This is a genomic window from Archangium sp. Cb G35 (genome assembly GCF_001896145.1).
GTDB classification, from domain to species: domain Bacteria; phylum Myxococcota; class Myxococcia; order Myxococcales; family Myxococcaceae; genus Archangium; species Archangium violaceum.
Genome location: NZ_MPOI01000011.1, coordinates 173,998 through 197,108, shown reverse-complemented (window position 1 = coordinate 197,108; position 23,111 = coordinate 173,998). Strand labels below are relative to the sequence as shown.

The window sequence follows — 23,111 nt, the reverse complement described above, 5'->3', positions numbered from 1 at the left end:
GCGAGCCTAGCACTGGTGCTGGCCCGCGTCAGGCGGCTCGCAGCTTGCGAAGCGTGGAGACGAACTGCTCGGCGGGGAGGGTGTTGAGGATGTCCTCCTTCCGGGCCCAGCCCCGGCGCGCGGTGGCCACGGCGAAGGCCAGGTTGGCCAGGTCCGACACCTTGTGTGCATCGCAGCTCGCCACCAGCTTCACCCCGCGCTGGAGCGCCATGCGCACGTGCTCCGTCTTCAGGTCCAGCCGCTCCGGCTTGCCGTTGACCTCCACCACCACGCCGCGCTCGGCGGCCTTGTCGAGCACCGCCTCCATGCGAACGGGGTAGGGCTCGCGGCTGTGGATGAGCCGCCCGGTGGGGTGTCCGAGGATGTGCAGGTGCGGGTTGTCGAACGCCGCCAGCAACCGGCGCGTCATCTGCTCCTCATCCATGCTGTGCCGCACGTGGATGGAGCCGATGACCACCTCCAGCTTCTCCAGCACCCCATCCGAGTAGTCCAGGGCACCGCTCTCCAGGATGTCCACCTCGATGCCCTTGAGCAGCCGGATGCCCTGGACGGTCTCGTTGACGCGGTCGATCTCGTCCCACTGGCGGCGCAGATCGTCTTCCTTGAGGCCTCCGGCGTAGATGGCCGCCTGGCTGTGCTCGGTGACGGTGAGGAACTTGAGCCCCATCGCCTGGGCCGCGCGCGCCATCTCCTCCAGCGTGTTCTTCCCGTCTGACCAGGTGCTGTGCGCGTGCACGGCGCCCTGCAGGTCCTCGAGCGTGACCAGGTTCCCGGGCAGCCGGCCCTCGAGCGCGGCCTCGATCTCCCCGGTGTCCTCGCGCAGCTCGGGCGGGACGTACTGCATGCCCAACAGCGCGTAGAGCGCGGCCTCATCCGGCACGCTCAGCTTGGTGCCATCGGCGCGGTGCACGCCCCACTCGGAGATCTTCAGCCCCTTGTCCTGGGCCATCCCCCGCAGCCGCACATGGTGGGCCTTGGAGCCGGTGAAGTGGTGCAGGGCGGTGGCGAAGTCCTCGTCCGGCAGCACGCGCAGGTCCACCTGGAGGTCCTTCTCGTGCAGCCGCACCGAGCACTTGCTCTCGCCCCGGCCGATGATGTTCGCCACCTCGGGTGCGCGGGAGAAGGCATCGAACACCGTATTGGCATCCGCCGCCGAGGCGATGAGGTCCACGTCCCCCACCGTTTCCGCCCGCCGGCGCAGGCTGCCTCCCACGCTCGCGCGGATGACGCCGGGCGTGGCCTTGATGGACTCCAGCAGCCGTTCGGCCACCGGCATCACGTCCCCGAGCAGCCGCCGGGGTGTCCGGGTCCGCCGGTACAGCTCCACGCCCGCGAGGATCTTCGCCTCGCTCTTCTCCCCGAAACCGGAGAGCTTGCGCACCCGGCCCTCGCGGCAGGCCTTCTCCAGCGCGTCCACTCCGTCCACACCGAGTTGGCGCGCCAGGGCCAGAGCCTTCTTCGGGCCCAGGTCCGGCACCTGGACGAGATCCAGGACCCCTGGGGGGAACTCGGCGCGCAGCGTGTCGTAGTAGGCGAGCTTACCGGTGGTGAGCAGCTCGGAGACCTTGTCGGCGATCGCCTGGCCGATCCCTGGCAGCTCCTTCAGGCGGCCTTCGCGGACGAGCACCCCCAGGTCCTCGGAGAGCCCGGCGATACGGTCGGCGGCGGTGTCGTATGCGCGGCTGCGGAACGGGTTCTCCCCCTTCATCTGGAGGAGGAGCGAGATGTCCCGGAGGACCTGGACCACGGCGGCTTTATCGGGAGGCGTCACAGGGAGGAAGGTAATGCCCTTGAGACGGGGGTGCAGGCGAGCGGAAACGTGAGGTTCACCGACAAGCACTCCCCGGCCCGGGCCCGGCCGGGATACAAGAGCCCGGGTCGCTCATTCCAGAGAGCCACGAAAGACGGAGTCGATGAAGATCAAGCTCGGACCGGCGGACTTCGCCGAAAAGGAGATGCGGGGCTACGAGGTGGGCAAGAGCAGCCTGTGTGTGGCCAGGATCAACGGGCGCTACAAGGGGCTCGATGACTGGTGCAACCACGGGGGCTGTCTGCTCTCCGGTGGACGCCTGGAGGGGAACATGGTCGTGTGCCCCTGCCATGAGGTCGGCTTCGACATGGACACTGGCAAGAACGAGACCTCGCCGGGCGTGTGCGATGACCAGCCCGCCGTGAAGATCGAGGTCGCCGACGGAGAGCTGATCGTCGAGCTGCCCGACAAGGACCTGTAGGAGGCGCGCCATGGGACACGAGGGACACGATCACGACCATGACCCCAAGCATGGTCACGGACATCACCATCACCCCCACGGGCACGAGCATGGCCACGACCACGGCCATGACCACCACGGGCACGGCCATGACCACGGACACGGTCATGACCACCACCATGGGCACGAGCACGGCTCCGGGCCGGTGGCGGAGCACAAGGCGCACGCGCCGGTGCACGTGAGCACGTTCGTGGTGACGTGCTCGGACAGCCGGGACGAGTCGAAGGACGAGAGCGGGCGGGTGCTGCGCGAGCTGCTGGAGGCCGAGGGGCACACGGTGAGCGGCTACCGCGTCATCAAGGACGAGCCCGAGTCCATCCGCGCGATGCTGAAGGAGGCGCAGGAGTCCGGTGCGCGGGCCGTCATCTTCAACGGAGGAACGGGCATCGGCCGCCGGGACAGCACGGTGGAGACGCTGCAGGGCCTCTTCGAGAAGACGCTGCCCGGCTTCGGCGAGCTGTTCCGGATGCTGTCCTTCCAGGAGATCGGCAGCGCGGCGATGATGTCGCGGGCCACCGCGGGGACGTACCAGGGGATGATCCTCTTCTCGCTCCCGGGCTCTCCGAAGGCGGTGCGGCTCGCGCTGCGCAAGCTCATCCTCCCCGAGCTGGGTCACGCGGTGCGTGAGCTGACCCGCTGAGCCTCGTACGTCCGGCCGGGCCTCGCGGGCTTCCATCGCCCCGCGAGGTCTGGCCGGTCCTCTTCATCACCCCGCGAGCCTCGGCCTCACTGCCTCCCCGTTCTCCGCTCGCTCCCGGACGATGTGCTGGCCGATGAGCGCGAGCAGCCCGGGAATCTGCCGGATCGCGGCACGATCATTGTCCCGGTATGTCTCCTCGAGGTCCTCCCATGGAACGAGGCACGGGTGCGTCCTCGCCTCGTCATCACGAGGGCCCTTGTGCCACCCATCGAGCAGGTACCGCGCGCACCAGCGGTCGTGCTCCATGCGCGCGAGCAGCTCCACCTCCTCGGGGGTGAAGGCGAATCCTCCCGTGCCCGATGGGGTGGGCTCGCTCCGGCAACCCACGGCGCGCAGCTTGACGGGGATGTGGTCCGCCTGCTGGCGGTTCGACTCGCGGAAGAACTCGTCCAGCTCGGGCCACTCCCTCAGTGCCGGACGCGCCCCCAGGACTTCTCCCTCCGCCAGCTTGCGCCGCAGGTAGTCCGTGTGCGCCGTGCGCGCGAGCAGATCCAACGTCTCGCCCAGGATGCTCTCGCGGTTGCACAGCCGGTCGATCATCCCGAAGACGCTGATCCGCCCGTTCCAGCGGCCCTCGCCCGAGCCATGCACCAGGGCCGACATCCCCGCCTCGTGCGACATGCGCACCCGCACCGGGACCCGCCGTCCTCGCAGCCGCTCCACCAGCGTCAGCCCACAGGCGAGGCCACGGCGGTCATCGTCGAAGCACACCACGATGTTCAGGAGCCGGTGCGGATCCTGTCCCCACTCCTCCAGACGCGAGAGCACCTCGGCGTACTCCCCATCGCCCTCGAGCACGTCCAGGTCCGCCACCTGGGTGAATCCCGGGCACCTGCCGAGGAAACGCTGCCGCCGCTCCTCGGCCTTCCGGTCGACGATCGTCACCCGCAGGCGGGAGCCGTTGGCCAGGTGCGTCAACCGGGCCGCCTGCATCGCCACGCTCTCGCCCATCTGCCCGAATCCCACCACGCACAGGTGCACGAAGCGCGGGTCCCCGGGCTCCATCCGCTCCCGGTCCAGCGGGTTGTCGCGAAGCAGCACGCGGGCCGCCGCCTCGTGGATGTTGAAGGGCTGGGCCTCCACCGGCTCCGGCCCCGTCAGCACCTTCGAGGCACGAAGCAGTGAGCACAGCTGGAGATCGCCCACGTGGGCGAGGACACGCAGGGGCGTGGTGCGTCCGGGTGCCCGCTCGCGCACCAGCCGGCGCGCGGTGAGGGCCGTTTCAATGTTGGCGCCATCATCACCCGTGACCGCGAGCAGGAGCGAGGCCTGCGCCACGCGAGCCTGGCGGAGGATGGCCTCGTCGGCCGCCGCGCTCGGCAGCACCAGCGCGCCCGACTCCCGAGCCGCGAGCAGGGAGTCGTTCTCCTCGTCCTTCTCGATGATGACGACCCTCTCGCCGCGGGACAGGAAGTCCTGGGCGAGCTGGTGCCCCTTGCGCCCCAGGCCGCACACCACCACATGGCCGGAGAGCCGGCGCAATCTCAGCCGCTCCAGCTCGCCCGCGAAGATGACGGAACCGGCGCGCAGCACCGCGTAGAAGGACACGGCCGCGGAGGACCAGCGGGCCACGTCGAGCGTCCAGGGCGTCCTGCCCGGCAACACCTGGAGCTGCAGCACGAAGAGCTGCACCGACTGGTAGAGCAGATCCGAGACACCGAAGAGGGGATCTCCCAGGTAGCCGCGGAGCCCCACGACCCCGAGGCCAAGGGTGGAGAGCACCCACGCCACGACCATTCCGGGCTCATGATCGCGGAGAAAGGCAAGGAGACGTCGCATGTGCCCCGAGTCTACCTCGCTCCCCGGAACGGAAGGGCAGGGCGGGAAGCAGCCAGGGGAACGCCTTCAATCCTTGCCCGCTCGAGGAGCCGCGTTCTAGCGTGCCGCGCAACGCATTTCGGGAGGGTGCATGCCCATCGTGGAGTCCCGCCTCGACACCGTGACACTCTACCACCAGGGGGCGCGGGTAACCCGGTTGCTCTCGCTGGACTGTTCCGGGGGCAAGCCGCCCACGGAGCTGGAGATCCCCCGGCTGCCGCTCTCGCTGTTCGACGCCACCGTGCGCGTGCGCGTGTTGTCCACGGACAATCCCCAGGCGGACCTCTCCGCCACGAATGTGCGCGTGGGGTTGTGGATTCCCCCCAGGGAAGCTCCCCTGGACACAGTGGATGAGGCCGCGCTGCGCTCCCTCCGCCAGCAGGTGCGGACCGTGGAGAGCCAGTTGCGGCAGCTCGACTGGGAGATGTCCATCCTCGCCGACATCCCCGTGCCGGAGCGTCCGGATCCCGAGGAGGGCAAGCCACCGCCACCCGCTCCCATGGGCGCGCGGCTCGCCCTGGAGCAGTTCTCCCAGGATGGTGTGCAGGCCCGTCTCGTGGAGGCGCGCTCCCTGCGTGAGCAGTGGCGCAAGCTGAATGAGGACGTGGCCGTCCTCGAGGACAAGATGCGGAGGGCCTCCACCGCGCGCGAGGTGACGGCGGCGGAGCTCCGCAAGTCCGTCCACGTGCAGCTGCGCCACGGGGGAGGCGAGCTCCGGCGCGCGGAGCTCTCCGTCGAGTATTTCGTCCCCGGGGCCCGCTGGGCTCCCAGCTATCAGTGCCGCCTGACGCGGGACTGCCGGCAGGTGGAGTTGGTGACGCGTGCCCTCATCTGCCAGGACTCCGGAGAGGACTGGCGCGGCGTGAAGCTGGTGCTATCCACCGCCGCGCCCATGAGCTGGACGGAGCTGCCGGAGCTGCCCTCCACCCGTATCGGACGTGCGCAGCCTCCGCCGCCCGCTCGCGCCGGTTTCCGTCCGCCACCGAAAGGCGCCACCGCGCTCTTCTCCGATTACGACCGGGATCGCCGTTCGCTGCTGCTCGGCCTGTCGCCCGTCCAGTCGTACGTGCTGCCCTCGCTGCCGGCTCCTTTGGATCTGGAGGAGGCCGTCGTCTTCGGCGGGGTGCGTGACGCCCTCGAGCAACGCAAGGAGCGGCGGCGGGTCGAGAAGGTCTCGCGCCCGAGTCTCGATGCCCTGGACGATGACATGGCCATGGCCGAGGGGTCGGCCGTGTACGATGGAATCGCAGCGGAAGAGGAATCGGTCGCGGAGATGGATGAACCGGCCTACCCCATGGCCGTGGCCGCGGCGCCGGGCATGGCGCCACCCATGCCTCCGCCAGCTCCCGCGCCCATGGCGGCACGCCCGTCGGTGGCCGTTGCCGGTCCCGCTCGCTCCAGGGCGGTGTCACGGGGCGGCCCGGCTGGCGGTGGTGGGACCCCCCCTCAGGCCGGCTTGGAGGCGGTGGTGTTCACCCACCTGCGGCTCGCTCCGGCGGCCGAGGGCATGCGCAACCGGCTCCAGCCCGTCGACGCGCGGCGCTTCTATCTGGAGTCGCTGTCGCGCTTCCAGGTGGAGGTGAAGTTCGATGTCATGGCCGTGGTGGCCGAGGCCGAGCAACGGGCCCGCTCCGTGGCCAACCTGGACCTTCCGGGCGGCACGGCGGACGTCCGGGCCGCGAGTGGCCACTTCGACTTCAGCTACATCGCCGATGCCACGGTGGACGTTCCGTCCGACAGCTCCTTCCACTCCGTGCCCCTGGGCACGCGCACCGGCGAGGCCAGCGTCCTCTACGTGGCCGTCCCCCGGGAGGACAGCAACGTCTACCGGCAGGCGCAGGTGAAGAACCCGCTGTCCGCTCCCATGTTGCCGGGCCCCGCCGAGGTCTACGTCGGGGGCGAGTACGTGCTCTCCACCACGCTGCCCTCGGTGCCCCCTCGCGGCGAGTTCAAGCTGGGCCTGGGTGTGGAGCAGGCCATCCGCTGCGCGCGCAACACCCGCTTCACCGAGGTCCGCAGCGGCGAGAAGATCGTCGCGACGACGGAGCTCTGGCACGACATCCTCATCGACCTCGTCAACAACCTGGACCGGGAGATCGTCTGCGAGGTCCGTGAACGCATCCCCCAGCCCGCGCCGAACGCGGAGGTGGTGGTCGAGGAGGGCGCTGTCGCCCCCGCGTGGGAGCCCTATGCGCAGGAGGAGCGTGGCCGCGTGCTCGAGGGGGGACGCCGCTGGCGCCTCACCGTCCCCGCGAACGGGACGAGCAAGCTGTCCGCCCGGTACGTGGTGAAGATGTACGCCAACAACGAGGTCAACGGCGGCAACCGCCGGGAGGCGTGACATGAGCACGGCCATCCAACCCATGGGTGTGGAGCGCTACGAGCCCGCCTTCCCCGAGGTGGCTCCGGTCCTGGACGCGCCGGTGCGCGTCGTGACGCTGTTGGAGGATCGGGCGCAGGTGACTCGCGGCGGCACGGTGCGCGTGCGCGCGGGGCAGAATCGGGTCGTGGTGCGGGGTGTGGCTCCGGTGATGCAGGACGTGTCCCTGCGCGCCGAGGCCGTCTCCGGGCAGGCGCGTGTGGTGGACGTCCGGGTCCGCCGCAGCCTGCGCATCCGGACCGTGGACAAGCCCGAGGCGGCGCGGGTGCTCGAGGAGCGGATCGAGGCCCTGCGGCGCGAGCGTGAGCAGGTGTTGGAGGATCAGGCCCGAGCCCGTGCGCGCTTCGAGCGCATCCAGCGGATGCTGGTGCTCGGGGCCTCGGAGATTCCCGAGGACGCGGGGTGGGGCATGGGCGCCGCGGCCCAGTGGCAGGACACGTTCGATGCCCTGTTCCGCAAGGCCCGCCAGCTGCGCGAGTCGGCGCTGAAGGCCACCTTCACCGCCGAGCGGCTGGCGGAGGAGATCGCCGCCGTGATGCGCCAGCGGCAGGCGCTGGATCGCGTGGAGCACCAGGTGGTGGGCTGGCTGGAAGTGGACGTGCTCGCGGAGGCCGAGGGCGAGGTGGAGGTCCGCATTCACTACGTGGTGCCCAACGCCCTGTGGCGGCCTCTGCACTCGGCGCGCTTGCTGGAGGGGAAGCGTATTCTCTTCGCCTCGTCCGCCGCGGTCTGGCAGGACACCGGCGAGGACTGGAGGGAGGCGGAGCTGCGCTTCTCCACGGCGCGCTCCTCGCTGGGCATCGAGCCGCCTCTGTTGCAGGCGGACCTGCTCACCGTGAAGAAGAAGAGCGAGACGGTGTCGGTCCAGGTCCGGGAGGTGAAGGTGCAGAAGGCGGGACTGGGCAGTGCGCCGGCTTCTGGCGCGGCCGCTCCGGCGACGCCGCCGAGCGTGGATCTGCCCGGGGTGGATGATGGCGGCGAGACGCGCAACCTGAGGGCGCCGGGCCGGAACACCATCGTCTCGGATGGGCGGCCCCATATCATCCCGCTCTTCACCTTCGAGGCCGAGGCGGAGTCATCGCTGGTGGCCTTCCCGGAGCTGGAGACCCAGGTGTTCCTGCGGGCAGTGGGGCGCAACACCTCGCCCAACCCGGTGCTGGCGGGGCCGGTGGAGTTGCTGCAGGAGAACGGCTTCGTGGGCTGGACCCAGACGCTGTTCGTGGCGCCCCAGGAGAAGTTCGAGCTGAGCTTCGGTCCGGAGGAGTCCATCCGCATCCAGCGCGAGGCGAAGCGGGAGAGCGAGCTCAACCCGGTGAGCAAGTGGAACGAGGCCACGGTGCGGCTCACCCTCTACCTCTCGAACCTCTCGGGGAGCGCGCGCACCGTGGCGGTCACCGAGCGCCTGCCGGTGTCGGAGATCGAGCACGTGAAGGTGGAGCTGGATCGGGAGAAGACCAGCGGCTCACCGGTGCTCGACGACAACGGATTCTGCACGTGGAAGGTCGAGCTGCCCGCCAATGGGCATACCCGGCTGCACCTGGTGTTCAAGGTCTTGACGGCGCCGGGTGTGCAGAGCGCCTGATGTAGGGGGCGGGGAGGGCACTCTCCCTGCCTACCCGGCCTCTTCCACCGGGGAGTGTCTTGGAGCTGACAGAGAAGCTTATCCGTGATAACCGCCAAAACGTGATAACGAGGGATCCATGGTCCCTCGCAAAACGACCCTTCCTGGCTCCCCCCGGCGGTTGCTGCCCATCGCGTTGATACTCGCCTCGGCCTTCACCGTGTCCTGTGGCCCGGTGAGCAGTGCGGAGGGGACGGACACACCGTTCCTGGCGAGCACCTCTCAGCCGGCCACCACCGAGTTGATCGTCAACGGAGCCTTCAGCTCGGGCAGCATCACTCCCTGGTGGAACAGCGCCAACACGCAGTCGCGTATCGAGAACGGCCAGTGGCGGCTCGACGTCGCCAGCGGCACCGCCAACGCTTGGGACGCGCTGGCTGGACAGAGTGGACTCCCGCTGGTGAGCGGCCGGGCGTACACCCTGTCCTTTACCGCCTCGGCCTCGGCGAGCGTGAGCATCCGCACCACGGTGCAACTGGACAGTGCTCCCTACACGGCCACTTTGGACAAGCAGGTCGCGCTCGACGGCACGTCGCGGCGCTATTCGTTCGCCTTCACCTCGTCCGTGAGCTCAGCCCAGGGACAGGTGACCTTCCAGCTGGGCGGCCGTGGTGCCCTCACCGTCCGGCTCGATGACATCTCGCTCACGAGTGAGACGGGAAGCACGGGCTCGGGGCCCATCGCGATGACCAACGGCTTCTACACGGATCCGAACTCCAATCCCGCTGTCTGGGCGCGCAACAACGGCGGAGACGGGCGTGCGGCCCTCATCCAGTCCAACATCGCGAGCAGGCCGATGGCGCGCTGGTTCGGCAACTGGAATCCAGACATTGCCTCCGCGGTGTCGAGCTACGTCGGCGCGGCCGCGGCGGCCAACAAACTGCCCATCCTGGTGGCCTACAACATTCCTGGCCGCGACTGTGGCAGTCACTCGGGCGGCGGCGCGGGCACTCCCGACGCCTATCGGTCGTGGATCTCCGCCTTCGCCTCGGGTCTCGGCAATCGCCCCGCCATCGTGATCATCGAGCCGGATGCGCTTGCCCAACTCGACTGTCTGCCGAGTGACCTGGCCCGGCAGACCCGGGTGGAACTGCTGCGCTACGCCACCGAGCAATTGCGCGACCGCGCGCCCAACACGTGGGCCTATATGGACGGAGGCAATGCGCGGTGGATTGCCCCCGACACCATGGCGCAGCGGCTGCAGTCGGCTGGCGTGAGCAACATCCGGGGCTTCGTGGCCAACGTCTCCAACTTCTACATCACGGCCGAGACGGTCACCTACGGCAACGCGGTCAACGCCGCCTTGTCCAGCCGCTACGGCTACACCCGTCCCTTCGTCGTGGACACCAGCCGCAACGGTAATGGCTCCAACGGTGAGTGGTGCAACCCGGGTGGACGCAAGCTGGGAACTCCGACGCAGGCGGGCGGCGGCGCGGAGCTGCTGCTGTGGGTGAAGGTCCCCGGCGACTCGGATGGCCAGTGCGGCATCGCTCCGGGCACGCCCGCGGGCCAGTTCGACCCGGAGATCGCCTGGCGGCTCATCCACGGCACCTGATCTGGTTCAGGAGCTGGAGTCGGAACAATCTCAGTCCTTCCAGCGGATTCTGGGAAAGCACTCACCGGATAGCGCCTGGCCCGCTTGCATGGTGGCCAGGTGTCGGGAGAGCTTGTCATTCATCCCATCGCCGTAGAGCGTCCGGGGCTCGAACCTCGCTCCCTCATCCATGTAGACCGTGGCGAGCGAAATCCGTGTCGTGTGGGTCTCGTTCGCATGGGCCGAATGCACTGTTCGTGCGTGATGGAACGTGCAATCACCCGCACGGAGCGGGAGCGTGACCCGAGGCAGGAACATCATCTCGGGGTGTGAAGCAAGGTCTTGCGCCTCGTCGACGGCCTTCACCTGGTGCGAGCCGGGCCAGAATTTCATGCACCCGCGCTCCTTGGGGACGTCCACCAGCGCCACCCATGCGGTGAGGGTGACGGGCGCGCCGCTGATGGGGAGCGCGAACTCGTCGATGTGCGGAGGGGTCATCGTCGAGCCAGTGCCCTCCTTGCGCAGGAGTTCCGACTTGAACAGACGCAGCGGCCGACCGGCAAGCTCCTCGGCGATGCCGGTAATGACGGGATGGAGCGCCAGGCGACGCATGATCGCGCTCTCGATTTCCGCATCCGCGACCCAGTCCATGACCATCCCTTTTTCCGAGGGCCAGTGAAGGGTCTTGCCGCGGGACAGCATCGCGGCGGCTTCTTCGAAAAACCCGGCCACTTCCTCAGGGGTGAGCACCTGGGGCACCATCAAGAAGCCCTCCCTCTGGTACCGGGTGATGTCGCTGGCTTTCAAATACATCGAGTTCCTCCAGTGACGTGTGTGGGGCTGCTCAGGAGCGGAACGCGTGGGCATTCTCGAGCGCCCAGGACGCGAAGGTGCGGCCAGGACGTCCCGTCACCTGCTCGACGGTAGGGACGACTCTGGCCGCTTGTACCGGCGGATTCCTGGCCAGCTGGATGCCGAACTCGACGTAATCCTCCGGGTAGCCGTAGGAGCGGAGGCGCTCACGCTCCTGCTCCTCGCTCAGCGCCTCGAAGGTGATGGGGCGGCCCACGGCCGTCGCGATGCACGCGGTTCGTTCCGCGGGGGTGAGCGCTTGCGGTCCACTCAGAGGGTAGCGTTTGCCCGCATGCCCCTCCTGCGTCAGCGCTACTGCCGCCACCGCCGCGATGTCGGCTTCGTGCACGACCGCGCCAGGCCACGTCGCGAGCATGCGGACAACACCTTCTCCCTTGATGCTCGCCGCCCACTCCAGCGCGTTCGCCATGAACTCGACCGGCTCCAGCCGGGCCCACCCGATGGAGCTTCCTCGGAGCGCTTCCTCAACGGATGTCTCGTCCCAACCCCCCAGAACCGTGGCGTTGCGGACGCCCGACCGCTCGGCGAGCCGGATGATCTCGTCTCCGTTCGTCAGTGATTCGCCGTTGTCACCGGTGAGGGTGATCAGATGGACGGCACTCACGCCTTCGAACGCATGCACGAGCGAAGCCGCGTCCGAGAGGTCACCCTGAACGACTTCGATCTCCCGCGGTAGGTTTGCCTGGGCGGGGTGCCGCGACAGCGCGCGAACGCGGTGGCCGGCGGCGGCGAGTTGGTGGACGAGGTGCCGGCCGACCGTTCCGGTCGCGCCGGTGACCAGAATCGTACGGCGAGCTGGGGACGTCTCCTTGGGGTTCTCCAACATGGGCGGCTCCAGAATCGGGTTTCGCCGCCTCTCCGGGCGGCACCGGGTTCTGGTACGACAGCCTCGAGACAGAATGTGTCAGGAGCCGGCGTCCGCCCTCGGCGTAGGTCGATTCAGGAAGTTCGCCTCGAACTCCTCGAACCACTGTCTCGCGAGCTCGACGCGGCGCTCGTGGAATCGCTGTTCGGTCAGCTCGGCGTGCAAAACGCGATCCAGCTGGAAGTGACGGAACGCGCTCCTTGTACAGCACCACGCCGCGAAGACCTGTCGTGCTTCGAAGTACGCGAGTTGCACCGGGAGAACGACACGTTGCGATATCGCGCCAGCCCGGTCCTTGTACTGGATGGAGAGGCCCCGTTCCTCGCGCATTGCGCGCCGGACGAGCTTGAGGAGCGGTTCCGTGCTCGCGTCGGGAGCGCTGGTGACCGGCCACAGCCCCGTGTCATCGATCCGCTCCGCGAGCTCGCCCGGGATTGCCACTCCAAGCTTGGCCAAGGCGTTCGTGGCGGCGGCCGCCAACTCCTTGTCCGGGAGTTGCTCGACCCAGCGTGCTCCCAGCACGACCGCTTCCAGTTCTTCCACGGAGAACATCAGCGGTGGCACGAAGAAACCGGGGAGGAGGACGTAGCCCAATCCAGCTTCTCCTCCAACCGGTGCTCCGAGCTTCTGGAGCATCTGGATATCTCGATACACCGTGCGTACAGAAACGCGGTGCTCCTCGGCGAGCGCCTGCGCCGTCACGGGTTGGCGGCGCCGGCGGAGGGAGTCCATGAGTCCGAAGAGGCGAAGAATCCTGTCCATTCCGTCACGTGAGCCAAGAGAATCGGAGGTGCACGCTGGCTCATGCGATCATCCTGACCCGGCCGTGCGGCGAGTTCCACATGGAATCTCACCCGCTGGCAGGCGTTTCGGCCTATGCCACGGCCTTCTTCTTGACCGGCAGGTGCGAGGCTGGCCTTGGCGCGCCAGCCCCCACTTCCTGGCTACGGCGCAGGCATCCAGGCCAGACCCAGGTACCTGCCGCTGCCCGAGCTCACGGGCTGGATATCGCTGCCGTCGGCCAGATTGGCGCTCCGGAGCACTTCACCCAGCCAATCCGCCCAATACAGCTGCCCGGCCGTGACATCGATGGCAATCCCGTGCACCGTGTTCTGGCCGGTCACCAGGGTGGTGGCGTTGGAGCCGTCCAGGTTGGTGACATAGATACTGGGGCCGCGGGTCGAGTAGTACACCTTCCCGCCGCTCGAGTCGACCGCCAGGCCCACGCCCTGGCCGCCCAGGTTTGAAGCGAGGGTCTCCAGGTTGGTGCCATCGAGATTGAATCGTACGATCTTGGTGTTGTTGTAGGTAATGACATACACCTTGCCGCTCGGGACATCGAACGCGAGGGCGGAAGGGCTATCGATGCCGCCGGCGATCTGCGTTGGATTGCTGCCGTCCAGCTCGGCGCGCATGACCCGATTCCCGTTGAAATCGGACCAGTACAGCTTGCGGTTCGTCGAATCGACTGCCAGCCCGGAGGGGTAGCCTCCGTTCGCCACGACATCGACCGGGTTCGCCCCATCACTGTCCGCTTGAACGATTGCGCTGCCGCGGGAGTAGAAGATGGTACGGGTTTCTGGGTCGGTGGCGATGACAGATGTCCCGCCGATGCCGGTCTTGAGCTCAATGGCATTCGTGCCGTTCACGTCAACCCTCCACAGCGAGCCGGCGGCCGTCATCCAGTAGAGGCTCGCAATACCGGTGACGTCGACCACGAAGGTGGTGGTGGTGGTGGCGGAGCCGTCACTCACCGAGAGGGTGATGGTGGTGGTGCCGCGGGCGCTGGCGGCGGGGACGACGTTGAGGGTGCGGCTGGAGCCGGAGCCGCCGAGGACGAGATGGCTGGGGTCGTTGGGCACCAGGCCGGTATTGGAGGAAGTGGCGGTGACCGTGAGGCTGTCGGCGGCGGTCTCCACGTCGCCCACGGTGAAGGCCAGGTCGCCGGTCGAGCTGCCAGCGGTGATGCTCTGGTTTGCCACCGGGGAGAGGGTGGGCGTGTCGTTCACTGGCGTGATGGTGATGGTCACCGTGGCCTGGGCGCTTTGGCCGTTGCGGTTGGTGGCGCGGAAGGTGAGGGCATCTTCGCCATGGTAGTTGGCGCCGGGGGTGTAGGTGACGAGGCCATTGGCGCTGATCTCACTCAGCGTGCCGTGGTCCGGCGCGTCGACGATACTGAAGGTGAGTGCCCCGTTGCCGCTGGCCGGCAGGTGCACCTCGAGGGGCGTGTCTTCCGCCGTCTCGTGGGTGCCGTCTTGGGTCACCGGCGAGCCGTTACAAGCGGCGAGGGTGCTGACAGCCAGTCCAAGCACCAGTCCGGCGCGCAATGCGGTGGCTGGCGCTGCGAGCCACCTCGAAAGCAAATATGACATGAACTCTTCTCGTGGAACGCCCGACATGGGCGATGGAAACGTGGAACGTCAGATTCTCCCACGGCGTGGAAGATGGCTCCAGGGTGGGCGAAGTCGTGCCCGAAGATGGCGGCGCCGCCCGGGTTCGAGCGGTCGCCAGGCACCCCGTCACACACAGTGGGCTCCGCTGGAGACAGCGAGCGTGCGCCCCGCTCTCTACAGAGAGGCTGTGCGCTCAGGGCACGTACACTTCCGCCGTGGCAAGTGAGTGGGTGCCATCTTCGCCACCCACGACGAGAACCCTGCCTGAGGTCAGCGACGTGGCGGTGTGCGCTCCGCGGGACGCGGCCATGGAGGCGGTTGCGGACCAGGAAGAGGTAGCTGGGTCGTACAACTCGGCGGTGTTGTAATCGCTGCTGCCGTCGCCGCCGCCCGTGACAAGCACCTTGCCCGAAGCGAGCAGCGTGGCGGTGTGGCGGGAGCGGCCTTCGACCATGGAGCCAGCCGCGGACCAGCTGTTGGTGTTTGGATCATACAGCTCGGAGGAAGAGGGCCCGGTGCTCGATTGCCCCCCTGAGATGAGCACCTTGCCAGAGGAGAGCAGCGTGGCCGTGTGAAGGCGATGGCTCGTCACCATGGTGGCAGCTGGAGCCCACGTATTGGTGGCCGGGTCGTACACCTCGGCGCTGCTTGAGCTCCCGGAGCCATTGGACCCCCCTGAGACGAGGACCTTGCCCGAGGGGAGCACTGTGGCGGTGTGGTGGAAGCGGGCGGTGCTCATGGGGCTGGCCGGAGACCAGATGCTGCTCAACGGATCGAACACTTCCGCAGTGGCTAGAGCGTTGGTGCCATCGGTGCCGCCGGTGACGAGCACATTGCCCGAGGGAAGCAGCGTCATGGTGTGATGGTAGCGGCCCGTGGCCATGTTGCCGGAGTAATACCAGGCGTTGGAAGCTGGATCGTACATCTCCGCCCTGCGCAGGGAGTCCGTCCCATTGTGCCCTCCAGTGACGAGCACGTAACTATAGGGGAGCAAGAGGGCGGCATGAGCGAAGCGGCCATTGGACATGGCACGGACTGGAGACCAGGAGTTGGTTGCTGGATCGTACAACTCCACACTGCTCAGGGTGGTTGTCCCATTGCGCCCCCCAGCGATGAGCACCCGGCCCGAGTCGAGCCGCGTGGCGGTGTGGCTGTCGCGGCTCGTGGACATGGACTCCGCGGACGTCCACCCGGTGACGCTGAGTTGAGCCGTGCCGCTCACGCCATCCAGGGTGGCGGTGAGGGTGACGGGCCCACCCCCGGCCACGCCAGTGCCCAGGCCCGTGCTGCTCACGGTGGCAATGGCGGTGTCGCTCGTCGTCCACGTCGCGCTGCTCGTCACGTCGACCGTGGTGCCGTCGCTGTAGCTGCCCTGGGCGGTGAACGGCTGTGTCGAGCCCTGGCGCACCGAAGCCGTGGCGGGGGTGATCGTGATGGAGGTGAGCACGGGCGGCGGAGATGTGATGGTGAATTGAGCCGTGCCGCTCACGCCACCCAGGGTGGCGGTGAGGGTGACGGGCCCACCCTCGGCTACGCCGGTGCCCAGGCCCGTGCTGCTCACGGTGGCAATGGCGGTGTTGCTCGCCGTCCACGTCGCGCTGCTCGTCACGTCGGCCGTGGTGCCGTCGCTGTAGCTGCCCTGGGCGGTGAACTGCTGCGTGAGGCCCACGGGCACGGAGGCAACGGTGGGTGACACCTGCAGCGAGAGCAGGCGAGCGGCGGTGACCTCGAGGGTTGCCTCGCCCGAGGCATCGTCCGCGTTGACGGTGATGATGGCACTACCGGGCTGGAGAGCCGTCACCTTGACGGTGCCGTCCGATTGCGGTTCGACGGAGGCCACTTGAGGAGCGGACGAAGCCCATTGCTGTGAAGTGGAGGCGTCGAGGTCGACGACGCGGCCATCTTCATAGACCCGCTGGGCCTTCGCGGTGGTGCTCACCCCCGCGGAGATGCTGCTCTCCGCGAGGACGACACGGAGCGAGAAATCGTCTGGTGGAGAGGAAGCGCAGCGGCAGCCAGTGACGGCGAGCGCCAGGCAGAAGGCAAGAAGGGAGATGGGTAGGTTTTTCATGCGAAGCGGCCCCGGTTCATGGTGGGCAAAGGCCCAGACGGCCAGCAGCCAGAGGAGGTGCCAGGCCCTGTCAGCGCGGGCACCTCTACTCGGGGTGTCAGGTCATGGGTATTGGACCTTGTGCTTACACAGCGCCGCTCCCGCCTGGCCTACCGGGAATCACGAGCTCGCGCCCGGCTGTCGCGGGTCACGTCGCTCGCGTGATCGCGGGCGGGTGCCAATCCGCATTGATCGCCTCCTGCTTCGGCGAGTACAGCCGCAGGGTGAGGTTGAACACGCCCTGCTGTGGTGCCGGCAGCCAGTTCGACCGCCTCGGATCGGCCTCGTCCATGGAGCGCTGGACGTACACCGTCACGTAGCCATCGGACTCGGCCAGGTCGTTTCGCGTGCCCAGCGAGAAGCGGTTGATGGCGTTCGGGACCTGGAATCCCTGCTCGTCGTACAGCGTCACGGACCAGAAGGCGTTCACCGGTGGCAGGCTGTTGGCCTCGAAGCGCAGCGTGTAGGGCCTGGCGCTGTCCAGCACGGTGCTCGTGGAATCAACGTAGGCGGTCGGGTAGATGGCGTCCTCCGGGAGATTGGCGCCCAGTCCGACCAGGGCAATGATCGCGCGGCGGAGGTAGCTCGTCCCGTAGGTCCCCATCATCTCGTTCGGGTATACCCAGCCATTCGTCAGCGGCGTGAGGGAGTGTTGCTTCTCCTTCATCCGGGCGAGGGCGTCGGGGGCCGCTTTCCTGAAGGCGTCTTGCACTGCCGCCGGGGCTGCGTTCAGGTCGAACGGCTGGCCCGCCACGAAGCCTGCCCGCGCCAGACGCGCGAGGATGGGGTAGTCATTGAAGTGCGCTGGATTCTTGCGCAGCAGGTCCGCGCCATAGGCGAAGAATGCCTCGGGCGTCATCTGCTCCACGAGCACCAACGGCTCTTCGCGGCTGATGTCATCGGTGTCTGTCCCGACGGGCGGCGGCGCCGGCTGCCCGGCCGCGTAGGCGGAGTAAGGGATGATCTGGAGGCCATTCTGGAACTCGTGCACGCTGGCGTAGTCCGCTTCACTACCGTCGCACTGCGTTCGTCCGATGATCCAGACATAGGGCGTCGACGCGTCGATCCGTTGCAGGTTCAGGGCCGGGTTGATCGTCCCGTTCCACCCCGGGCCGACGATGACGAACTCCTGGGCCGCGGTTCCCGTCGTGCGGGGGCCGGGGCAGGCGAAGACGTCCGTCCACATGTCGAGCATGGGCAAGAGGTAGTAGCGCCCATCGGACGGAGGGACCTTGATGACCAGGGGCTCGCGCACGAGATCGAGCCACGCACTCGAATAGAGCGTGTCGAAGTTGGGTCGCACCACGGTGCGGTCTTCCGGCCCCGGGAAGGTCGGGTTGTTCATGAACACGTTGGCCGGGGCTCGCCAGGTGGGGAGGTCGATCTCCTTGACGTTCGTCATCTGCCGGCGCGTCACGTCCATCAACACGATGGGATAGAGATAGGTATATCCCTCGCAGCCAATCTCGTATGCAGTCTCGAAGTTCAAATCAGCGCTCGTCGCCATAGGCTTTTTTTCTTCGAGCGGGGATCGCTCGAAGTTCTATCTGTCGCGAGCGGGGAACCTATCAGCGTGTCATTTCATGGATATTGGACCGAGTGCTTACACAGCGCGGGCTCAGCCCTGGTCCAGCCGGTCCACGAATCGCACCAGCTCCGCCACCGAGTCCACGTTCAGCTTCTGGATGACGCGGGCGCGGTGCACCTTGATGGTCTTCTCGGTGGTGCCCAGCTGCTGGGCGACCTCCTTGTTGGTCAGTCCCTGGGCCACCAGCGCGCATACCTCCCGCTCGCGGGGAGTGAGGGCGGCATGACGGGCATTCAGCGTGGCGGTCTCGGCGCGGCCAGCGCGGGCCGCCGCGTCCTTGAGCAGGGCTTCGGAGATGGCTCCCAGCAGTTGTTGTTCATCAAAGGGCTTCAGGAGGAAGTCCACGGCGCCGGCCTTCATGGCCCTGACGCTGGCCGGAACATCCCCGTGGCCGGAGATGAAGATGACAGGCAGGTGGCAGCCCCTGGACTCCATGGCCTGCTGCAGCTCCAGCCCGTTCAGCCCCGGCATCCGCAGATCCAACACGGCGCAGCCCGGCGTGTCCCCGGACAGCTGCGCGAGGAACTCGGAGGGCGAGGCGAAGGGCTTCGTGGCATGGCCGGCGGCCCGCAGCAGCCTCCCCAGCCCCCGCAGCACGGACTCATCGTCGTCCACGAGGAAGATGGTGGCGGGGGCTTGTGTCATGGCGGGGACTCCGTGAGCGCTGCGGGAAGCACGCACCGTAACAGAGCCCCCTGTCCCGGAAGGTTCTCGGCTTGCAAGCGGCCGCCGTGCGCCTCGACGATGGAGCGGCTGATGGACAGCCCCATGCCCAGCCCCTGCTCCTTGGTGGAGTAGAAGGGCTCGAAGATGAGGGCCAGCCGCGACTGCTCGATCCCTCCTCCCGAATCCTGCACGCTCAGCTCCACCTGCCCCGGGCCTGGCGAGGCGGTGTGGACCCGCAGCTGGCGCTGGCCCGCGGGGACATCGGTCATGGCATCCATGGCGTTGATGAGCAGGTTGAGCACCACCTGTTGGAGCTGGATTCCGTCCCCCTGGATGGTGGGCAGCGACGGGGCAAGCGCCAGTTGCAGGGTCGCGCCGCGCAGGTGCATGTCGTTGGCCATCAGGCGCGCCACCTCGCGCACCAGGTCATTGAGCGAGTGGAGTTCCTGCCGGGGCTCCCCTCGCTTGAGCAGCGCGCGCATGCGGTGGATGACTTCGCCCGCGCGCTTGTCGTCGGAGATGATGTCCTCGAGGGCCTCGCGCACCTCGTCCAGCTCCGCGGGGGTGGCGTTCAGCAGGCGGCGGGCGGCCTGGGCGTTGCTGAGGATGGCCGCCAGGGGCTGGTTGAGCTCATGAGCCAGTGAGGCGGTCAGCTCGCCCAGGGCGGCCACCCGGCTCACGTGGGCAAGTTGATCCAGGGTTCGACGCGCCTCCATCTCCGCGAGCTTCTCCAGGCGTTGGCGCTCGAGGAGCTCGGCCTGGGCACGCATGCGGCGGCGGCGCTCCACCACGAGCCCCCCGGCTACCAGCGCCTGCAGGCCGCTGATCGTCAGGGCCCCCAGGACCCACCAGCGGTAGCGCTCCCAGAGCGTGGGCTCGTCGAAGGCGAGCTGCACCCCGGGAGGCACCCGATCGCGGGGGATGCCCCAGCGCCGCAGCGCGCGGGCATCGACCTTCAGCGTGTCCACGGGTGCCGGCTTCAGGGGCGCGAGGAATTCCTCCTGCTCTCCGCGCAACACGCGGGAGGTGAGCATGCCCAGCTGTTGGCCCACGGCTTCGTAGCTGACGAGCGCTCCGCCGACGAACCCCAGACCCAGGACGGTTTCGTGGAGGGCGAAGCAGGGCCGGTTGCTGGCGGAGAGCAACATGCGTGCGATCTCGCGCCCCACGAAGGGTTTCCCGCTGGGATCGGTCATGAAGGTGAAGGTGAGGACCGTGGTGTCGTCCGGCAGGGTCCTCGCGCGCTCGAGCAGCTCGGCCAGCGGCAGATTGCTCAGGTCGATGAACTCCAGCCCCCGCCGCGCCAGCAGCGGTTGCAGCTCTCGCACCATCCGCTCTTGCTGAGTGCGCTCCCAGGGACTGGAGCCGCTGACGAGCGCGAGCCTCCGTGTGCCAGGCAGCAGCCGCAGGGCCAGCTCCGCGGTGGCCCGCATGTCATAGTGTAGCCAGAGGCCCGCCACCTGCTCCGGGCGAGGCTGCTGCTCCCAGAGCCGCTCGTCCTCGGAGAGGACGACCATCGGGATATCCGGCCACAGCTCCCGGCGCAGTTGCAGGGCCAACTGGATGGCGTCGGAGCGGAAGGCGATGAGGGCATCCGGCCGACGCTCCCGGTACTTGGCCAGATACCAGGTGTGCAGGGCCTGTGTGTAGGCAGGCCCGCGGGCCCAACCCAGATCCAGGCTCTCGACATCCAGGGTGATCGGGCCGTCCTGGGCCTCCCACAGGGAGGAGCGGAGACTGGCGACGAGCGTCGCCATGGCGGGCAGCGCCGTATCCTCGGGAATGAGCAGGAGCACGGACTTTCCAGCCGGACGCGCCTCCTGGGCCACCGCCTGGGGGGGCAGCAGCGACAGGAGGCAGAAGACAAAGACCATGCGCCAGGACATGGTGGACACTTTACCGTGGGGGCAGCGCGGGCCGGGCGCTCTTGCCGGGGGCCTCGCTCCGCGCGACGTGGACCGCGGTGACTCGAACCGGAACGTGTTTGTGAAAGGGCGTGCGCGCGAGCGGGTCGCAGTGCTCGCTCGCCGTGAGGCGGTTGAGCTGGGGGCCGAGGGGCGCTCCGCCGCGGTAGCGCATTCCGTAACCGTGGGGGAGGGTGACCATTCCAGCTCGCACGGAGTCGTCGAGCTCGATCGTGACCTCGAGCTGTCCGGTGTCCGACTCGCAAATCGCGCGCGAGCCCGAGGAGAGTCCGCGCTCGCGTGCGTCGTCGGGATGCATGCGCATCGCGCCGTCGGGGTCGATCTTCCGCCAGGTGGGATCCCGGAAGATCTGGTTGGCGTTGTAGGCGCGGCGCTCGCCCGCCAGCAGCACGAGCCCCGGGGGAGGCTCGGGCTCGTTCCGGAGGGACTGGAGCGCACCGAGCATCTCCGCGATCTCCAGGTGCACGCGCCCGTCCTGGTGACGGATGAACGACCAGGTGTCGGCGAACTCGTGCCGCGTGATGAGCGTGCCCTCGGCCTTGTCGAGAATCGTCTGGAACAGAGACAGGCCCAGGGTGAGCCGATTGCCGCGATGCCCCGCGCGGCGGACCGCACCGGGCTCTTTCAGTGCGAGGTCGAGCGCCAATGCGATGAGGGGCGCCGCGGCGGCGGGTGGGACGCGCTCCGGGTGCGCCCGTGACGTGCGGAGTGCCCGCCCCAGCGTGCGGTACGCGATCGACGCGCCATAGGGGGCCCACCGCGGCCTCGCGGCGAGTGTCGCACCCAGCGCGGCGATGAATCCGGCGTGCTTCGTGGCGGCGGGCTCGGCCGCCGCGATGCGCTCGAGCACCGGGAAGGACCGGGGCAGCTCGCCCATGGCCTCGAGGAGCCGCGTGTAGATCTCCGGCTCGGGCAGGGCCTCCGCGCGCGGTGGAAACAGGGGGTTGCGGAGTTGGAACGCGTTGTCGGGGAACTCGAGGTTGAACCCCGTGCACTCCCACTTCTCGAACTGCGTCGCCGCGGGCAGGACATAGTGAGCGAAGCGCGCCGTCTCCGTCATCGCCACGTCCACGACGACGAGCAGCTCGAGCTTCGCGAACGCGCGCTCGTAGGCGGCGGTGTTCGCGGCGGTCAGGACCGGGTTGGCGCTGTCGACGAACAGCGCACGCACGCGGTCCTCTCCGTCGTGTTCGATCTCTCCGGGCAGGATGTTCGGCGGATACAGCCCACCGATCGGGAACATGCGGTGATGCGCGGTGAGCACGTGCCGGCCCGTGCGCTCGTCGGTGTTGCCGAGGATGGGCAGGAAGAGCGAGTGGAAGTTGTTCGCCCCGCGCTTGCCGAGGTTCCCGGTCAGCAGGAACAGGAGCTTCTCGAGGTACGAGTTGAGCGTGCTGTGGAGGCTCTGCTGCAGTCCCAGGTCCACGCGCACGCACGCGGTGCGCGCTCCAGCGAACGTCCGGGCGGCCCGCTCGACGCCGGCAAGAGGCACGTCCGCGCGACGAACGAACTCCTCGATGGGAATCGCCCGGAGCTCGGCCTCGACCGCCGCGAACCCGGTGCAGCGCTCGGCGAGAAACGCCCGGTCGTGCAAGCCGTCGCGCACGATGATGCCGAGCATCGCGGCGAGCAGGAATGCATCGGTGCCGGGACGCAACTGAAGGTGCACGTCGGCCATGCGCGCCGTCTCGGTCTTGCGCGGGTCGATCACGACCATCGTGCGTGCGGGGTCGTTCTTCAGCTCCCGCAGCGTGTCGCGCGCATTCGGGATGCCGTGCGCCTGGAATGGATTCGTGCCGATGAAGAGCACGACGTCCGCGTGCTCGACGTCCTCCGTGATGTGGCAACGCTGGTCGCCGAACAGCCGGCCATTGATCCAGAAGTCGCCGGTCTTCTCCTGGGCGAGCGCGCTGTACACGAAGCGGCTCTTCATCGCCTTGGTGAGTTGCCGGCTGTACGCGCCCCCGAGGTGATTGCCCTGGCCGCCACCGCCGTAGAACGCGAACGCGCGGCCGCCGTGCCGCTCGCGAATCGAGATCAGCCGGGCGGCGATGCCGGCGAGTGCCTCGTCCCAACCCACGCGCACGAAACTGCCGTCTGGCTCGCGGCGCAGCGGGTGCTCGAGGCGATCCGCGTTCTCCTGGTAGTGCTGCAACCGCGCGGCCTTTTGACAGAGGTATCCCTTTGAGACCGGGTGCGCGTCGTCGCCGCGAATACTCGTGAGGCGGGAGCCCTCGACTTCGACGCGGAGCCCGCAGTTGCGGGAGCACAGGATGCAGGCGGTCTGCTCGGTGGTCATGGAGGACCCCTTGTCAAAAGGATAACGAACGTTACCTCATGGGCGCGCCATGCGGTCCGCCATCATCGA

The 23,111-nt window shown here is 68.1% G+C and carries 17 protein-coding genes; 6 read left to right on the top strand and 11 right to left on the bottom strand.

Annotated features, from left to right (window positions below):
• Positions 1–28 precede the first annotated feature (28 nt).
• A complete protein-coding gene (polX, locus tag BO221_RS31465; protein ID WP_073564537.1) occupies positions 29–1,771 on the bottom strand; it encodes a DNA polymerase/3'-5' exonuclease PolX in 1,743 nt (580 codons plus the stop codon).
• Positions 1,772–1,913: 142 nt separating this feature from the next.
• Between polX and BO221_RS31460 the strand changes: the two genes are divergently transcribed.
• The 3 genes from BO221_RS31460 to BO221_RS31455 are packed head-to-tail and all read left to right on the top strand — an operon-like array spanning position 1,914 to position 2,910.
• Entirely contained in the window at positions 1,914–2,231 is a 318-nt protein-coding gene (locus tag BO221_RS31460) for a Rieske 2Fe-2S domain-containing protein (RefSeq protein ID WP_073564536.1), read from the top strand.
• A gap of 38 nt (positions 2,232–2,269) precedes the next feature.
• Positions 2,270–2,452, top strand: coding sequence for a hypothetical protein (locus tag BO221_RS55550; RefSeq protein ID WP_198956220.1), 183 nt, complete (start codon positions 2,270–2,272; stop codon positions 2,450–2,452).
• Positions 2,443–2,910, top strand: coding sequence for a molybdenum cofactor biosynthesis protein B (locus BO221_RS31455; protein WP_198956230.1), 468 nt, complete (start codon positions 2,443–2,445; stop codon positions 2,908–2,910). The genes BO221_RS55550 and BO221_RS31455 overlap by 10 nt, the downstream gene beginning before the upstream one ends.
• A gap of 66 nt (positions 2,911–2,976) precedes the next feature.
• On the opposite strand, the gene BO221_RS31450 is transcribed toward BO221_RS31455, so the two are convergent.
• Positions 2,977–4,707 carry an NAD-binding protein gene (locus BO221_RS31450; RefSeq protein WP_073564534.1) on the bottom strand — a complete coding sequence of 577 codons (1,731 nt, stop codon included), beginning with the start codon at positions 4,705–4,707 and terminating at the stop codon, positions 2,977–2,979.
• 172 nt (positions 4,708–4,879) lie between these two features.
• Between BO221_RS31450 and BO221_RS31445 the strand changes: the two genes are divergently transcribed.
• From BO221_RS31445 to BO221_RS31435, 3 genes are all read left to right on the top strand, one after another.
• Positions 4,880–7,129 (top strand): mucoidy inhibitor MuiA family protein, encoded by a 2,250-nt coding sequence (locus tag BO221_RS31445; RefSeq protein WP_073564533.1) that lies wholly within the window; start codon positions 4,880–4,882, stop codon positions 7,127–7,129.
• 1 nt (position 7,130) lies between these two features.
• Positions 7,131–8,750: a mucoidy inhibitor MuiA family protein gene (locus BO221_RS31440; RefSeq protein ID WP_083681653.1), complete on the top strand. Its 1,620-nt coding sequence runs from the start codon at positions 7,131–7,133 to the stop codon at positions 8,748–8,750.
• 118 nt (positions 8,751–8,868) lie between these two features.
• Positions 8,869–10,344, top strand: coding sequence for a glycoside hydrolase family 6 protein (locus BO221_RS31435; RefSeq protein ID WP_073564532.1), 1,476 nt, complete (start codon positions 8,869–8,871; stop codon positions 10,342–10,344).
• A 30-nt stretch (positions 10,345–10,374) separates the two neighbouring features.
• Here the strand turns inward: BO221_RS31435 and BO221_RS31430 are convergent, their stop codons facing one another.
• The 9 genes from BO221_RS31430 to BO221_RS31390 form a co-directional block, all read right to left on the bottom strand.
• Positions 10,375–11,136: a phytanoyl-CoA dioxygenase family protein gene (locus BO221_RS31430; RefSeq protein WP_073564531.1), complete on the bottom strand. Its 762-nt coding sequence runs from the start codon at positions 11,134–11,136 to the stop codon at positions 10,375–10,377.
• Between the two features lie 31 nt (positions 11,137–11,167).
• The gene (locus BO221_RS31425; RefSeq protein ID WP_073564530.1) at positions 11,168–12,022 is read right to left on the bottom strand and encodes an NAD(P)H-binding protein; all 855 of its coding nucleotides are present in this window, start codon (positions 12,020–12,022) and stop codon (positions 11,168–11,170) included.
• Between the two features lie 78 nt (positions 12,023–12,100).
• Complete coding sequence (locus BO221_RS31420) at positions 12,101–12,823, bottom strand: YafY family protein (protein ID WP_073564529.1); 723 nt, start codon at positions 12,821–12,823, stop codon at positions 12,101–12,103.
• A gap of 182 nt (positions 12,824–13,005) precedes the next feature.
• The gene (locus BO221_RS31415) at positions 13,006–14,433 is read right to left on the bottom strand and encodes an Ig-like domain-containing protein (RefSeq protein ID WP_073564528.1); all 1,428 of its coding nucleotides are present in this window, start codon (positions 14,431–14,433) and stop codon (positions 13,006–13,008) included.
• A 214-nt stretch (positions 14,434–14,647) separates the two neighbouring features.
• Positions 14,648–16,525: a kelch repeat-containing protein gene (locus BO221_RS31410; protein ID WP_083681649.1), complete on the bottom strand. Its 1,878-nt coding sequence runs from the start codon at positions 16,523–16,525 to the stop codon at positions 14,648–14,650.
• A 187-nt stretch (positions 16,526–16,712) separates the two neighbouring features.
• Entirely contained in the window at positions 16,713–18,071 is a 1,359-nt protein-coding gene (locus BO221_RS31405) for a DUF1254 domain-containing protein (protein ID WP_073564526.1), read from the bottom strand.
• A 111-nt stretch (positions 18,072–18,182) separates the two neighbouring features.
• Positions 18,183–18,797, bottom strand: coding sequence for a response regulator transcription factor (locus BO221_RS31400; protein ID WP_073564525.1), 615 nt, complete (start codon positions 18,795–18,797; stop codon positions 18,183–18,185).
• A complete protein-coding gene (locus BO221_RS31395) occupies positions 18,794–20,704 on the bottom strand; it encodes an ATP-binding protein (RefSeq protein ID WP_073564784.1) in 1,911 nt (636 codons plus the stop codon). Before BO221_RS31395 ends, BO221_RS31400 begins: the two co-directional genes overlap by 4 nt.
• A gap of 10 nt (positions 20,705–20,714) precedes the next feature.
• Positions 20,715–23,042: a molybdopterin-dependent oxidoreductase gene (locus tag BO221_RS31390; RefSeq protein WP_073564524.1), complete on the bottom strand. Its 2,328-nt coding sequence runs from the start codon at positions 23,040–23,042 to the stop codon at positions 20,715–20,717.
• Between the last annotated feature and the right edge of the window lie 69 nt (positions 23,043–23,111).